Below are 15,464 nucleotides of genomic sequence, written 5' to 3'. Positions count from 1 at the left end.
GCTGACCACCTATGACTTCGATCAGATCCAGGCAACCTTGGCCCGGGTAAAGCCTTCTTCGTGGCAACCTACCAAAGCCTGGTGGTAAAACCAATCGAACTTTTTAACTCTCGTGATGAGTATGAATATTTGATACGTTCGTTCATTTTGCGATTTCAGAAAAATCCGAAGAGGTTGGTTTTGCCCTGCTATACTCAGCCGGTACCAGGTCTGATGCCATGACAATAATTATTAAAATACTTGTGTTTAAATTGAGTTTTTCTTTCGTGGTGGCAAACAATGTATGGGACCCACCGTCTTTTATTATCACCGTGAATAAATGATTCACCCCATATCAACGGATCCTGCATTGCATTGAATGCGCTGAAAGCAGGAAAAAGTGTCCAAAGAATTAATAAGTAGCTAACCATATGAAATCATATATTTCTGACTCCTTGTGCTGGCACTCTGCTTCGTTACAACTCCGGTCACATAGCTACGGCTATGCTCCCTCCGTTGTGCCTCGCATAGTACCAGCCCAAGTAGCCAGAAATATTCGATTCCATATGGCCAGCTACTTACATGGATAATAATAACGCGCATCTAAACGTTCATAACCCTTTATGGCATCGTCATCGGGCTATGAAATACCACAGAAATAAGACAGCCCCCTATGAGAGGCCAGGCTTTAACAGATCCATAAGATACCTACAAAAGCCACAAGGGGCATCCAATGCCACGTCTTATATACCCAGAAGCCAGGGCACCTCAGAAAACAGGAAGGAATTTCAACGTTTTCATCATCGTCCCCCATCCCACTCTCAACCGGGTGCAGGCTATCATCGACAGGGGGAAATTCCCGGTATTAATGAAGGGTTCAGCTGTTTAAGCGCAGGGGATAATGATCATGCCCTCAAATTAGCAGAAGAGATATTAAGGAATAATGCCAGCTTGAGTCGGCGTAACTATCTGCGTGCAAACCTGCTTAAAGCCAGAGCCCTGTTGAATTCAGGGCTGCTTAATGATTGCCTGCGATCAATAGAACAGGTAAAACCTCCCCTTAACAAATGGTTACTGATGACAAAAGGCAAAGCACTGCAAGGCAAAAAACTCATGTTTGAAGCGCTGCTTGTTTTTAAGGACATTTATAAAAATCACTCAATTAAGGGCAACGATAAAAGAAATAATTATCTTACCCTTGGCATACATTACCAGCGCATGGGAGAGCATCAGGAAGCACTGACAATCTTTATCAAGCTGCGCACTGACCTCTCCGGACATGAAGCCACTCCCTGCAACGACAAGCAAGTAGAACTGGCCCTTGGCTGGCTATACCAGGACATGGGTCTGTATCAGAAGGCGCTGACAATCTTCTGCAAGCTACGTGCCGACCTCTCCGGACATGAAGCCACTCCCTGCAACGACAAAAAAGTAGAACTGGCCCTTGGCCGACTATACCAGAGCATGGGACTACAGCAGAAAGCGCTGACGATCTTTATCAAGCTGCGTACTGACCTATCCGGGCATGAAGCCACGCCTTGCAACGACAAGAAAATCGAACTGACCCTGGGTCGGCAATTCCAGTACATGGGACGATATCAGGAGGCGCTGACGATCTTTATCAAGCTGCGCACTGACCGCTCCGGGAGTGAAGACACACCCTGCAACGACAAAGAAGTTGAACTGGCCCTTGGTCGGCAATTCCAGCTCATGGGACGGTATCAGGAGGCGCTGACAGTCTTTAAGACGCTTCGCACCGATCGTTCCGGACATGAAGACAACCCCTGCCACGACAAGGACGTAGAGTTAGCCCTTGGTCGGCTTTACCAGGACATGGGACTGCATCAGAAGGCACTGGCGATCTTTAAGAAGCTGTACTCCGCCCACGCCGGGCATCCAGGGACTCCCTGCAAAGACAAGGAAGTTGCTCTGGCCCTTGGCCGGCTATACCAGGACATGGGACGGCATCAGGAGGCGCTAATGATGTTTTTGAAGCTGCGTACTGACCGTTCCGGGCATGAAGACACACCTTGCAACGACAAGGAAGTTGAACTGGCCCTTGCCGTGCAATACGACTGCATGGGATGGCATCAGGAGGCTCTGACGATCTTTATCAAGCTGCGCACCGACCGCTCCGGGCATGAAGGCACTCCTTGCAATGACAAGGACATTGAACTGGCCCTTGGTCGGCTATACCACTACATGGGACGGTATCAGGAGGCACTGACGATCTTTATCAAGCTGCGCACCGACCGCTCCGGGCATGAAGGCTCGCCTTGCAACGACAAGGACATTGAACTGGCCCTTGGTCGGCTATACCACGATATGGGACAGTATCAGAAGGCGCTGAAGACCTTTATCAAACTGCGCATCGCCCGCTCTGTTCATGAAGGCACTCCCTGTAACGACAAGGACATAGAGTTAAGCATTGGCCGACAATACGAGTACATGGGACGGTATCAGGAGGCGCTGACGATCTTTACCACGTTGCGCACCAACTGCGCCGGGCATGAAGACACTCCTTGCAATGACAAGGAAATTGAACTGGCCCTTGGTCGGCTATACCAGCACATGGAACTGCATCAGAAGGCGCTGGCGATCTTTAACCAACTGCGCACCACCCGCTCCGGGTATGAAGGTACTCCCTGCAACGACAAGGACATAGAGTTAACCCTTGGCCGACAATACCAGTACATGGGACGGCATCAGGAGGCGTTGACCGTCTATAAGAATCTGCGCACCGACCTCTCCGGACATGAAAGCACTCCCTGCAATGACAAGGACATTGAACTGGCCCTTGGTCGGCAATACCAGAGCATGGGACGATATCAGGAAGCACTGGCGATCTTTATCAAGCTGCGCAGCGACCGCTCCGGGCATGAAGGCACCCCCTGCAACGACAAGGAAATTGAACTGGCCCTTGGCGACATTCATGTCGATTTAATGAACTGGCATCAGTTTGACCAAATGCAACTTGGTAAAAAGGGGTTTGCCGGGCCTGAAGTGGACTTGTGTACCAGTATCCGTTACTTCAGAGAGTGCATTTATTCTGGTCAAAGCAAGGAAATTCCAGGGCTTTTGGCTAAAGCCATTGAGCATGGATGTAATGCAATAGAAAAAAGTCAATATCTCGATGCATCATCTTTTAGTCAGTTAGGGCACTGCCTTCGTATCGCAGCATTATTACCTGTTGAGAAAACACAGGATTTCTTTTCAAAAGATGAATTGAAAAACCTGGTTTCTCACTATTTTACCGAAGCTAACCAACTGCACCCTTACCGACAGGACCGGCTAAAAACTGAAGACTGGAGGAAAATAGAGCGTACTTTTTTAGCAAGGCTACATGCAGGACTTAAGACTGTCCGAGAATAATCTGGGTTCCGGAAAAATTCAGCCATAGGGAACCAGAGCCATATAAAGATGTCCTAAGGTTTCAAAGCAGTAAAAACAAGAGATGTTATGAACGTCACTAACGGTGTTTCATGCTCTATATGTCATGACGTAGCAAACTGTGAACTCATCCAACTGACCTGTGGGCATGTATATGGCCGATCATGTATGCGACTATGGTTAGGTACTTCTGACCAAAGGCACTGTCTGCTGTGTGCACAACCATTCACTGATTATGATTTGCAGCGGATAAATTATGTTCCGTTGTCTGAACGTGTGGTTGCTGTTTCGACCGCAGCCACTAGCATTTTTAAACAACATTGCCCGCAAGTTATTTTGCGTGGCTTATATATACTCACGTCTGCAACACGTGTGGCTTGTGCCGGGCTTCTTATAGGTTATATTTTCACTGCTGATAAAGATTTCCAGGCTGAACTCTTAGACGCTTTGCCGAATGCCATTGGTCATACTTTGGCCACTTATGTGACTGTCTGCACTATCCTGGCTCTCGGTTCTGCTGTTGGTTCTTTCGGATCTGCGGGGGGAGTTTCTAAAGTTTTCGGAACGGCTGTCGGGATGACTTCCGGAGCTTTAACATCGGCTTGTGCCTGTGACATATATGGCGATACCAATGGCATCCGGTTCCCCACCACACTTCGCAACGCAATTATAGCTTTAGGGGGGGTCATTGCCGGTGCCAGTGCCTTTACCGCCTATGGTATAAAACCGATCAACCGTTAGACGGGGCTGAACACCCGGCAGATTATGACCCTCCCACAACTCCAAACAACCGGTATAACTGTGGTTTTTTTATTCCATATATTTTTCAACAAGCTGAATCATAATATGGATTGCCTTGATATGGACCTCCTGAATCCGATCCGCATAACCAAAGTGAGGCACACGAATTTCAACATCCGCCATCCCCGCCATCTGGCCGCCATCTTTGCCTGAGAGCAGAATAACCTTCATCCCTTTTGTTCTGGCCGCTGCTACCGCCTTGATAATATTCCCGGAATTACCACTGGTGCTGATGCCAAGCAGTACGTCCCCTTCCCTGCCTACCGCTTCAACGTAACGTGAGAAGACATACTCATAACCAAAGTCGTTGGATACACAGGAGATATGACTGGGATCGGAAATAGCAATAGCCGGATAGCCAAGACGGTTTTCACGGAAACGTCCGGTCAACTCCTCAGCAAAGTGCATGGCGTCACAGTGGGAGCCGCCATTACCACAGGACAGAACCTTGCCACCGGCTTTAAAGCTTTCAGACAATAACCTGGCAGCAAGATCAATGGATTCAAGATTGGCGTCATCATCCAGGAATCGGCTCAGTACAACCCTCGCCTCTTCCAACTCCTGTCGAATCATTGCTTTACATTCTGGAGACATTAGCAGAGCACCTGAGAATCAAAAAAGAAAAAAGTGCCGGTTAAAACCGGCACTACTGAATTGGATTAAATATCGAGATTGGCAACATTCAATGCATTGCTTTCGATAAACTCTCTGCGGGGTTCGACATGATCCCCCATCAGCGTATTGAAGATCTGGTCAGCGGCAATCGCGTCTTCAATGGTGACCTTCAGCATTCTGCGGACATCCGGATCCATGGTGGTTTCCCGCAACTGTTCCGGATTCATCTCACCCAGCCCCTTATAGCGCTGGATATAGTGTCGTTTGGTGGATTCGCTCATCAGCCATTCCAGAGCTTCTTCAAAGGACGATACATCCTTTTTGCGCTCCCCTTTCTGAATAAAGGCACCTTCTTCGATAAGCCCCTGCAGTTTATTACCGAGAGAAACCATCTTTCCGTAGTTGGCAGAAGAGAAGAAGTCAGCATTCCAGCGATAGTGACTATCAATACCGTGGGCAATAACCGTTACCTTGGGCAGCCAGACATTGAGCTCCCGGTCTTCCTCTACAGAGAAAGTCATGGTACTACCTGCGGCTTTCAGTTTATCAATTCTTTCACTCAGCTGGGCTACCCAGGACTCCATTGTGCTCTTGTCAGCCAGACTCTCTGCTGTGACTTCTGGCATGTAGATCATTTCACGAAGCACTGCAACTGGATAAATACGAGACAGCTTATCAGCCAACTTATGGACACCTCTGAACTCTTTTACCAGGCTTTCAAGTGGCTGGTCACTGATCCCTGGTGCATTATCGTTAACATGCAGGCTGGCATTTTCAAGTGCAGATTGAGTCAGATAAGCATCCAATGCAACATCATCTTTCAGGTATTGCTCCTGTTTGCCACGCTTAACCTTGTACAATGGCGGCTGGGCAATGTAGATGTAGCCATTCTCAATCAGCTCAGGCATCTGACGGAAGAAGAAGGTCAACAGCAGTGTACGGATGTGCGATCCATCCACATCCGCATCGGTCATGATAATGATGTTATGGTAGCGGAGTTTTTCAATATTGAACTCCGTACGACCAATGCCACACCCCAGGGCTGTAATCAGGGTTCCGACTTCCTGGGAGGAGAGCATCTTGTCAAAGCGGGCTTTCTCAACATTCAGGATCTTACCCTTAAGCGGCAGGATCGCCTGAGTCTTCCGGTAACGCCCCTGCTTGGCTGACCCACCCGCTGAGTCACCCTCCACGATGAAGAGTTCAGACAGCGCCGGGTCTTTCTCCTGGCAGTCCGCCAGTTTGCCGGGCAAGCCGGCAATGTCCAGGGCACCTTTACGGCGGGTCATTTCACGGGCCTTGCGGGCCGCTTCACGGGCCCTGGCAGCATCCAGCATCTTACCGACAACCGCTTTGGCTTCCTGGGGGTTTTCTACCAGGTAGTCCGCCAGGTATTTGCCCATCTCCTGCTCTACCGCGGTTTTTACCTCGGAGGACACCAGCTTGTCTTTGGTCTGGGAAGAGAATTTAGGGTCCGGCACTTTGACAGAGATGATTGCCGTCAGACCTTCCCGGGCATCATCACCGGAGGTGGCCACCTTGGCCGTCTTCTGGAAACCTTCCCGTTCGATATAGCCATTCAGGCTTCGGGTCAGCGCCGCACGGAAGCCCGCCAGGTGTGTTCCACCATCGCGCTGGGGGATGTTATTGGTAAAGCAGAATACCCCTTCCTGGAAGCTGTCATTCCACTGCATGGCCACTTCCACACCAATACCGTCTTCCCGGGTCATGTCAAAGTGGAAGACTTTATTGATGGTGGTTTTATTCTGGTTCAGATGTTCCACAAAGGCCTTCAGACCACCATCGTATTTGAAGTCATCAACCTTGCCGGTGCGCTCATCCGTCAGCTGGATATAGACCCCCGAATTCAGGAACGAAAGTTCACGCAGGCGCTTGGCCAGAATGTCATAACTGAACTGAATATTTGAGAAGGTCTCCGGGGAAGGAATAAAGTGCAGTTCCGTCCCGGTAACGTCCGTTTCACCAATCACCTTTAACGGCTCTTCCGGAACCCCTTGATGGTACACCTGCTGATGAACCTTACCATGGCGGCGGATGGTCAGTTTCAGCTGGCTGGACAAGGCATTAACCACTGACACACCCACACCGTGCAAACCGCCGGAAACCTTATAGGTGTTGTCATCAAATTTACCACCGGCATGAAGCACCGTCATGATGACTTCAGCGGCAGAAACGCCCTCTTCCTCATGAATATCCACAGGGATACCACGGCCATTATCCTTAACCGTGATGGACTCATCCGGGTGAATAATGACCGAAATCTTGTCACAGTGACCCGCCAGCGCCTCATCGATGGAGTTATCAACCACCTCAAACACCATGTGGTGCAGACCGGTACCATCATCGGTATCACCAATGTACATCCCCGGGCGCTTGCGGACAGCATCCAGGCCCTTGAGGACCTTAATATTGGATGCGTCGTAGTTTTGTTCACTCATGCTCTATCTCCAAAGACTCAGCCCGGCGAATACTTTGCTGACCAGGGTTCTCATGTGATGTAACAGTAACCTGCCCATGTTTCACGTGAAACATTTTCAATTCCGTTTCAGGCAACCAGCAATGTTCCAGTGCCTCCTTCTCAACACAGGTGATGAAGGTCTGGCAGTTCATTTTTTGAAACAATCGACAAAGCTTCTGTCGATTAGGGGTATCCAGTTCTGATGGCAGGTCATCGACCAGGAAGATGCACTGTTTGTCTTGCAGCTCTTTGTATAGAAAGCCCTGAGCAAGTTTCAGTGCACAGACCACCAGTTTTAATTGACCTCGTGAGAGGATATCAACCGCACTGCCTTTGCCCATCCGAATCCTTAAATCTGCCCGTTGCGGCCCGGCATGGGTATAGCCCGATTGGACATCTCGTGCCAGTCCGCTACTGAGTACTTCATGCAGCTCTCTCTCCCTATCCCAGCCTCGGTAATATTGGATAGAAAGATTATCCAGATCGGCCAATTCCGAAAGCACCTCATTGAAGACGGGCGTCAGTCTCTCGATATAGTCGCCGCGTAACACGTCGATGGCATTGGCCGCTTTGGCAAACTCTATGTTCCACGAAGTCAATTCAGAACCGTTTATTCTACCATGACGGAGCAGACTGTTCCGCTGTTTCAGTGCCTTCTGCATGCGTTTCCATAGCGGGAAAAAGTCATGATGTTTCACGTGAAACACGCCCCAATCAATAAAGTTCCTTCGCAGCTTTGGGGAGCCTTCAAGCAAACGGAAGGTGTCCGGATTAATCACCTGTAAGGGCAGTAACCTGGCCAGCTCAGAAGTGGACTTCAGGTTCTCTCCGGACACCCGTATCTGCAGTGTTTCATCCCGCAGGTTTCTGGAAACACCTACCGGTATGGATCCCGATGACACACCGATTCGACCAAACACCGTACAGACCTCGGCATCACGATTGATCACCGGTTTAATTCGGGAGGTCCGAAACGATCGGGCAACCCCGAGAAGATGTATGGCCTCAAGCACGCTGGTTTTACCACTGCCATTGAGCCCGTAGAGCACGTTTACAGAAGGGGAAGGGGTAAGCGAAACAGAGGAGAGGTTTCTAATATCGGTTATGGAGAGCTGTTGAATCATATTCTGTTTATTTCCGAACCTGAGTAGCCCGGAAGCCGGATCAGGGCGAGTGTCTGATGCCACCACATCAGACACTGACTACTTCTGCCGACAGGCTGTTACAGCCTCATAGGCATAACAACATAGGTGGAGTCACCAGACTCAGACTCCTCAAGCAGCGCACTGCTGTTCGGGTCGGAGAGGGTCATCTTGATGGCCTCACCAGACAACACAGAAAGCACATCCAACAGGTAGCTGACGTTAAACCCGATCTCCATGGAGTCACCATGATAAGCCAGGCTCAACTCTTCTTCGGCTTCTTCCTGCTCCGGGTTGTTAGCCATTACCTTAAGCTGGCCATCGGAAAGAATCAGGCGGATACCCCGGTATTTCTCATTGGACAGAATAGACGCACGCTGGAATGTCTGACGCAGTTCCTGGCGATCACCAATAATGATCTTGTTGCCGCCTTTCGGGATTACGCGCTCATAGTCTGGGAATTTGCCGTCCACCAGTTTGGAGGTGAACATAAAGTCGCCGGTTTTGGCTCTGATATGATTCGCTCCCAGGGTAATATGAACGCTCTCTTCCCCTTCGGTGAGCAGACGTGCCATCTCAAGAATACCTTTACGGGGCACGATGACCTGATGCTTGTCCTGCTGGTTGATATCGGCTTCCACGCTGCACATGGCCAGACGATGACCATCGGTAGCCACCGCACGAAGACAGTTCTGGCTGACTTCCAGCAGCATGCCGTTCAGGTAGTAACGGACATCCTGCTGGGCCATGGCAAAGCCGGTACGGTCAATCAGGCGACGAAGACGTGACTGACCAATGGTAAAGGATACCGATCCGGCCTCCTCTTCAATACTGGGAAACTCATTGGCTGGCAGCGTGGAGAGGGTAAACCGGGACCGGCCAGCCTTGACCTTGACCTTCAGATCATCCTGATGCACTTCAATCAGAGTGTTTTCAGGCAGGGACTTACAGATATCCATCAGCTTTCTGGCCGGTACCGTAATCTCTCCGACTTGGGCAACATCTTCCAGAGCGACACGGCCAACCAGTTCGACTTCCAGGTCAGTACCGGTTAACGAGAGCTGGTTTCCATCGACTACCATCAACACATTGGACAATACCGGCAGCGTCTGTCTGCGCTCAACCACACCTGCAACCAGCTGAAGTGGCTTAAGCAATGCTTCCCGATTAATGGTAAATTTCATCGCTTTCCTTTCTCTTGATATAAAAAGGTATTCACCTTTTTATGAGGTTGAATAAGGTGGAATTAACTTGTCAGTGAGCGCAACAGGTTTTTGTAATCGCTTTTGATCTCGTTATCCACTTCGACCAGTTCTTTTACTTTACGGCAAGCGTGAAGAACGGTGGTATGATCACGTCCGCCGTAGGCATCACCAATCTCGGGTAAACTATGACTGGTCAACTCTTTAGAGAGAGCCATGGCGATTTGCCTTGGCCTTGCCACAGAACGGCTGCGACGCTTGGAAAGAATATCCGCCACTTTGATCTTGTAGTACTCGGCAACCGTCCTCTGGATATTATCTATACTGACCTGTTTGTCCTGTAAAGCCAACAGGTCTTTCAGGGACTCGCGGATCAGATCAATATCAATACGGCGCCCCATAAAGTGCGCACTGGCGATCACCCGCTTCAGGGCACCTTCGAGTTCACGCACATTGGAACGGATTCTCTGGGCAATAAAGAAGGCGGCTTCAGGGGGCAGTTCTACTTTCTGCTGTTCTGCCTTTTTCATCAGAATGGCAACGCGGGTTTCCAGTTCGGGCGGCTCCACAGCTACCGTTAAACCCCAGCCAAATCGGGACTTCAGCCGCTCTTCAACGCCGCTGATCTCCTTTGGGTATCGGTCACAGGTCAGAATCATCTGCTGACCACCTTCCAGCAACGCATTGAAGGTGTGGAAAAACTCTTCCTGTGAGCGCTCTTTACCGGCAAAGAACTGGATATCATCAATCAGCAGCGCATCAACAGAACGATAGTACTTTTTAAAATCATTAATGGCATTCAGCTGCAGTGCCTTCACCATATCCGCAACAAAACGCTCGGAGTGTAAATAAACCACTCTGGCATTACGGTTCTGCTTGACCAGGAAGTTACCCACCGCATGCATCAAGTGAGTTTTACCCAGACCAACACCGCCGTACAAGAACAGCGGGTTGTAGGAAGCACCGGGGTTTTCTGCCACCTGTCGAGCGGCCGCCAGGGCCAGCTGGTTTGATTTACCCTCAACAAAGGTTTCAAAAGTGAAACCAGTGTTCAGCGAACTGTGATGCTTGATAGACCCTTCCACTTCAACCTGCCGCACCGGGACAGGCTCTTCAGACGTAGCACTCACCGACTCTTTCAGTGGGTTAACCTTGATCTGGGCGGACTCCTCTGTCTGCCTGCTGTCATCTTCCTGAAAACCGGAGTCTGATACCAGATCCGGCTCCGGGGTATTGTCCTGCGCAACCGTTAAAGCCGACACCAGCTCATGGGTAACCACGGAACGCTCAATAGCGGCGTGTTTCAGCGGGTTCTCAATGGGTTTCTCAGAAACGGTCACCGTTGCCGCAGGCTGAATCTCTCTGGGTGGCACTTCCCTGAGCTGAGGCTCTCTTGGCCGTGCAGATCGCTTGCTCAGTGAGGGGGGCCGACGATTGGACACCGCCAACGCAACGGCTGGAGAGTCCCCATCGGACAGTTCATCCAGAATCTCTTCGATTCTTGGCAAAAACTTCTCTTTCACCCAGTCGGCAACGAACCGGTTGGGAGCCAGTAAGCACAAATCGTGTTCGTCCCCCATCACTTTCAGAGGGCGAATCCAGGTATTGAATTGCTGAGAAGACAGCTCATCCTGCAGGATATCGATACATTTTTGCCACAGCTCAAGGGGCACAGGCACTCTCCTACTCTCCTACTCTCCCGCTCTCCCACCCATCTCCGGATATAGATAAGGATCAGGATCAGGATTTGATACGGGTATCACTGAAGCCGGTCAGACAGCCTGCTGAAGACCTTCAGGTATGAAATAACGATTGGATAGACAAAAGAGAATTGTATCCTTTCTGGCAAAAGTTATCCACACCTGCAAAACAAGACAAGAGATCATCCGCCATGAACAATATCCTTATATTTCAATGAGTTGAAAATAAAACCGGCATAATGCGGAGGAAAATATTGCTTGCTACTCCCTGTGGGTAGGTCCGTTTATGAATAGCAATAAACCTTATGATTTTCCTGTGGGTAAATTGAATAACAAGCAATCTGTGGATAACACTCATAGTTATCCACAAGTCATCAAGACCAAAACAACAACATACCTCCGGGATTTCTACAAAAAAGCACACATCCTCAAAGGCAGACGATAACTGGCATAAACTGAGTTATCCACAGAAAAACCCTGCCTAAATAATTACATTAAAATCAAAAACACATCACATAAGAGATAACTTATCTATTTATATATCTATGAATCACGGCCTGGTGATTAACATTATTTGATCTTTTGTACTAACTTGAACAGGGTGTTTAACAAGGTCATACCAACAAAATAAAATTCATTCATTATGTTAGATCCGCTATCAAGGCTGACGGCTGTGCTGGAGGCACAAATGCCCATGGCCAATAATGAGGCCACAGGGCACTTGGCTAGTCAGGGTGCTTTCGGGCGATGTGTGAAGGATGCCAGTCAAACAGAAAAGAAGCTGCCCGAGCAGTCTGTGGCCAATATAAACTCGACTGCCCGGGAAGGTAGGGATGGGCTCAGGCAGATCTCAAAGGGAACCGCTTTTCAGCAGAACCGGTACAAGATAAATCCTTTGTTAGAAATGGAATTTATGCCGACATACGGGGGATTTGAGCCAATCGGGTACTATTGTTGCCTGGGTAGGAATCAATTGCAGAGTAAAATCAATCTGTTCCGTAAAATGATTCCAAAGTTGACCCTGGAAATCGGTCAAATTGCCAGGGACAAAACTTGTCAATGTTCTCTGAGAGGATTCAGCGTTGGTGTTTTAACTGCCTATTCGTGCAGGATGCGTTGAGTTTGGATCCATCGATGAGGAACAGCTGCAAGCTCCACGGATTGGAACAGCAGATGTGCCATTATGACGATCAGCTTGTGGAGTGTTTGCTCAGTTACCAGCCAGATACTCCTGATGAACAGCAAGAGCTGTTTATTATGTGTATCTGGTATCTGAGCCTGCTGGTAATTTCTGATAGAGGTCGAAGCGCTAACACTCTGGTGATCAACCGCAAGGTGGTCGCTCTTTTGGACGATGGCCTAATCCGGGAGATTGATAAAGAGAGAGCCCGGCTGCGTATGTCCTGCCTCTATTCGGTCGATGATCCCACCATGGGCGATCAGAGATTGTCGAAGATTCTGTTTGGCCAAATCATGACTTCGTTGGGGAATACCCGCTGTTACAGTCTTGATATTGCCAAATGTGAAAAGCTGTATGACATTGTTGAACAACTGGTTACCTCAGACCCGATATTCCGCCTGGAACAGGATGCTGAGGATTTGCCCACTCAATGGCAGCAGATAAAAGCGCATTTGCTTGAATTAACCACCACCACAATCCGGGACGTCAAGGGCATAAGAAAGGATTTTATGGGCGTTGGCGAATTCGATGAGACCTGTACGCTCGAGTATGCGTTCTACTGTCTTGGTTTCTGGCAAAGCGGATTCTGCTCGCCGGACATTGGCCTGATCGCTTTGCAGACTCTGTACCAGAACCGCTCGCTGTCATCCGTTAAAGAACTATTGGTAAATTCGCAGAAAGCGGCCTGTAACGATGGCCAGGATAATCCGGCGCTGTATGCCCTTATGGAGTTTCTGATCAATTATGCCTGTGAGGATAGTGTTGCCAGAGTCGAGAATGATGACGTGAGATATTACCTGAAAAGCCTGATCTTTTATCTGGATGGACAGCTCGACAAGGCCATTGCTCAGGCCCGGTTATCCCGTTTTCCTGAAGCTTTCTGGCTGCTTGGCTCACTCCAGATGAGTCAAGAAAATGCGAATACTGAAGAAGCCATTGCCAGTATTGAATCAGCCATTATGCGTGGTGTGGAAGCCGGCAAGCTGAAGCTGGCTCTGCTGTTGTTAAAATCCAGGGAACCGGACCTGTTGAAAATTTCCGATTTACTCAATGATGTGCTGGAACACTATGGACGTTTAGGCGCAGTCAAGCTGCAGAGTGAGCTGGCTGAGGTCCGCGACAGCCTGGAGTTAAGTGCTGAAGCCAGTTCAGTGGTGAATTCCCCTGCATTGGACGATGACTGGCTGCTGAGTGATGACATGCCAAAACGGTCATCCGCTGTAGCCCCCAGAAATAAAAACAAAGGCAAGCGGTCCAAATATAAAAGAGCGGGCTCCAGGGGCGGCAAAGAGCGTTCAGCAGCCGACAGCGACAACCACAAAACAGGCAGGGCAAATAAAGCAGCTGGTGCTGACAACCGGCCGACAGTGGATATTGCCCAGGCCGTTGTTCCGCAACGTCAAACCCAATGGCTTACCCAATATGAAATGGCGATCCTGAGTCTGTCGGTGACCCATGCCATATCCTGCCAGGGGTATGACCATGCCTATGAGTTGCTCCTGGCAGCCAATGAAAAGGTCAACTGGGATTTTCAGCAAGCCACCATCGCCCGGCTGGATTTGTGGCGCCTGCGGGAGCTGGCCAATAACCGCCAGCATTTGCAGTTGTTAAGTCAGTCAGTGCAGGCAGGGGAGCAGACCATTGAATTCTCGGTAATCCCCCAGCAAAGCCCCCTGCTTGGCCAGTTCGGGCTGGCCCGGAGTGAGTGCATTCCCCTGACCGCCGACGTCAGTGCGGCCCGTGATGCACTGCGTCATCTGGTGATCGATAAAGCATTAAACTGGCTCTGTTTTCTCCATGCAGAACCGTTGGCTCTGGAGGATCTCAAACGGCGATGGCAAGATCATCCGCTGGAGACGGCCAAACAGCAGTTAACAGATTTTGAGCACAGTCTGTCCATGGCGTTTACCACCGCTTCCTATCTGTCAATGCTTGGGCATCTTTACGGAGATATTGCCCGGGACCGGGACCCTGCTGATGGTATCGAAGAGATCCGCCGGATCAGGGCATTGTCGGCCGCGTTTTACGAGGCTGCCAACAAGTTCAATGAATGGCGCAACCGCCTGAAAAATGATGGTGTATTAAACAGCCGGATCGCTAAGGCCACCCCTTTGGGCAACCTGCAGAAAATTCGTGCAATGCAGGGCAGAGCCAGCCGAGAAAATTGAAAACCAGCTTTACGGCGATGATCATCAACCCGGGACGGAAAGAGCGAAGGAAGTGTAGGGAGAAACAACGGGTGGTAATACGGTGCTTCTTGACAAATGCAAATTGACGCTAACCCTGCAATTACTTAGAATGCCCGTCTTTTGTAAGTCCATTAAGACGAGTAACCACGATGAAAAGAACTTTCCAGCCAAGCAACCTGAAGCGCAAGCGTAACCACGGCTTCCGTGCGCGCATGGCTACCAAGAACGGCCGTGCGGTAATCAACCGTCGTCGAGCTAAGGGACGCAAGCGTCTGTCAGCCTGATCAACCGCCTGTGGCTAAGAGAGCATCAGTGTGAGCTTATCTTTTAGCCGTGCATCACGGCTACGCTCCTCGGCTGATTTCAAACAGGTATTTGATACAACGGATATCAAGGTATCCAGCAGACAGCTTCTGATACTGGCAAAAGCCAATGAGCTTGGCCGGGCAAGACTGGGACTGGTGGTTGCCAAAAAAAATATTCGTACTGCCGTTGGCCGAAACCGGGCCAAACGTCATATCCGGGAAACCTTTCGTCTGCAACAGGATGAAGTTGGTAACCTGGATATTGTCGTTCTGGTCCGGAAAGGTTTCAGTGATCTTAATGACAGTGACCTGAACCTGCTACTCAACCAGCAGTGGCAAAGGTTGAAACGAAGGCTGCACGAATGGGAAGCGTCGGCATCACGTTGATATCCAACCTGAAGAAAATGCCAGAGTTAACAGGAAGCCCCGGGGTTTTTCCTGTTCGGCTCGACCAGGCTCAGAAAGCTTTCTTATAAACAGCC

10 protein-coding genes are annotated in these 15,464 nt (G+C 49.7%); 5 read left to right on the top strand and 5 right to left on the bottom strand.

Features of this window, described 5'->3' with window-relative positions:
- Positions 1-561 precede the first annotated feature (561 nt).
- Positions 562-3,351 carry a tetratricopeptide repeat protein gene (locus tag O3276_RS15655; protein WP_269672170.1) on the top strand — a complete coding sequence of 930 codons (2,790 nt, stop codon included), beginning with the start codon at positions 562-564 and terminating at the stop codon, positions 3,349-3,351.
- Positions 3,352-3,438: 87 nt separating this feature from the next.
- A complete protein-coding gene (locus tag O3276_RS15650) occupies positions 3,439-4,110 on the top strand; it encodes an RING finger protein (protein ID WP_269672169.1) in 672 nt (223 codons plus the stop codon).
- A gap of 69 nt (positions 4,111-4,179) precedes the next feature.
- On the opposite strand, the gene lpcA is transcribed toward O3276_RS15650, so the two are convergent.
- The 5 genes from lpcA to dnaA all read right to left on the bottom strand — a co-directional run bounded on the left by lpcA (position 4,180) and on the right by dnaA (position 11,287).
- Complete coding sequence (gene lpcA / locus O3276_RS15645) at positions 4,180-4,764, bottom strand: D-sedoheptulose 7-phosphate isomerase (RefSeq protein WP_269672168.1); 585 nt, start codon at positions 4,762-4,764, stop codon at positions 4,180-4,182.
- A 65-nt stretch (positions 4,765-4,829) separates the two neighbouring features.
- Entirely contained in the window at positions 4,830-7,244 is a 2,415-nt protein-coding gene (gyrB, locus tag O3276_RS15640) for a DNA topoisomerase (ATP-hydrolyzing) subunit B (RefSeq protein WP_269672167.1), read from the bottom strand.
- Positions 7,237-8,463, bottom strand: coding sequence for a DNA replication/repair protein RecF (gene recF / locus O3276_RS15635; RefSeq protein WP_442876526.1), 1,227 nt, complete (start codon positions 8,461-8,463; stop codon positions 7,237-7,239). The genes gyrB and recF overlap by 8 nt, the downstream gene beginning before the upstream one ends.
- 23 nt (positions 8,464-8,486) lie before the next feature.
- Positions 8,487-9,590 carry a DNA polymerase III subunit beta gene (gene dnaN, locus O3276_RS15630; RefSeq protein ID WP_269672166.1) on the bottom strand — a complete coding sequence of 368 codons (1,104 nt, stop codon included), beginning with the start codon at positions 9,588-9,590 and terminating at the stop codon, positions 8,487-8,489.
- Between the two features lie 62 nt (positions 9,591-9,652).
- The gene (gene dnaA, locus O3276_RS15625) at positions 9,653-11,287 is read right to left on the bottom strand and encodes a chromosomal replication initiator protein DnaA (protein WP_442876525.1); all 1,635 of its coding nucleotides are present in this window, start codon (positions 11,285-11,287) and stop codon (positions 9,653-9,655) included.
- A gap of 1,143 nt (positions 11,288-12,430) precedes the next feature.
- On the opposite strand from dnaA, the gene O3276_RS15620 reads away from it, so the two are divergent.
- From O3276_RS15620 to rnpA, 3 genes are all read left to right on the top strand, one after another.
- Positions 12,431-14,656 carry a hypothetical protein gene (locus O3276_RS15620; RefSeq protein WP_269672165.1) on the top strand — a complete coding sequence of 742 codons (2,226 nt, stop codon included), beginning with the start codon at positions 12,431-12,433 and terminating at the stop codon, positions 14,654-14,656.
- Between the two features lie 170 nt (positions 14,657-14,826).
- On the top strand, positions 14,827-14,961 hold the full coding sequence (rpmH, locus tag O3276_RS15615; RefSeq protein WP_081622094.1) for a 50S ribosomal protein L34: 135 nt from the start codon (positions 14,827-14,829) through the stop codon (positions 14,959-14,961).
- A gap of 30 nt (positions 14,962-14,991) precedes the next feature.
- Complete coding sequence (gene rnpA / locus O3276_RS15610) at positions 14,992-15,369, top strand: ribonuclease P protein component (RefSeq protein ID WP_101748624.1); 378 nt, start codon at positions 14,992-14,994, stop codon at positions 15,367-15,369.
- Positions 15,370-15,464 lie beyond the last annotated feature (95 nt).

Origin of the sequence: Endozoicomonas sp. GU-1, from assembly GCF_027366395.1 — a bacterium.
In the GTDB taxonomy this organism is placed as follows: domain Bacteria; phylum Pseudomonadota; class Gammaproteobacteria; order Pseudomonadales; family Endozoicomonadaceae; genus Endozoicomonas.
This window is presented reverse-complemented; position numbering and strand designations above follow the sequence as displayed.

Excerpts from the sequence above, each read along its gene's own strand:
- O3276_RS15655 (WP_269672170.1), top strand. The coding sequence starts at position 562 with ATGGATAATAATAACGCGCATCTAAACGTTCATAACCCTTTATGGCAT.
- O3276_RS15650 (WP_269672169.1), top strand. The coding sequence starts at position 3,439 with ATGAACGTCACTAACGGTGTTTCATGCTCTATATGTCATGACGTAGCA.
- lpcA (WP_269672168.1), bottom strand. The coding sequence starts at position 4,764 with ATGTCTCCAGAATGTAAAGCAATGATTCGACAGGAGTTGGAAGAGGCG.
- gyrB (WP_269672167.1), bottom strand. The coding sequence starts at position 7,244 with ATGAGTGAACAAAACTACGACGCATCCAATATTAAGGTCCTCAAGGGC.
- dnaN (WP_269672166.1), bottom strand. The coding sequence starts at position 9,590 with ATGAAATTTACCATTAATCGGGAAGCATTGCTTAAGCCACTTCAGCTG.
- rpmH (WP_081622094.1), top strand. The coding sequence starts at position 14,827 with ATGAAAAGAACTTTCCAGCCAAGCAACCTGAAGCGCAAGCGTAACCAC.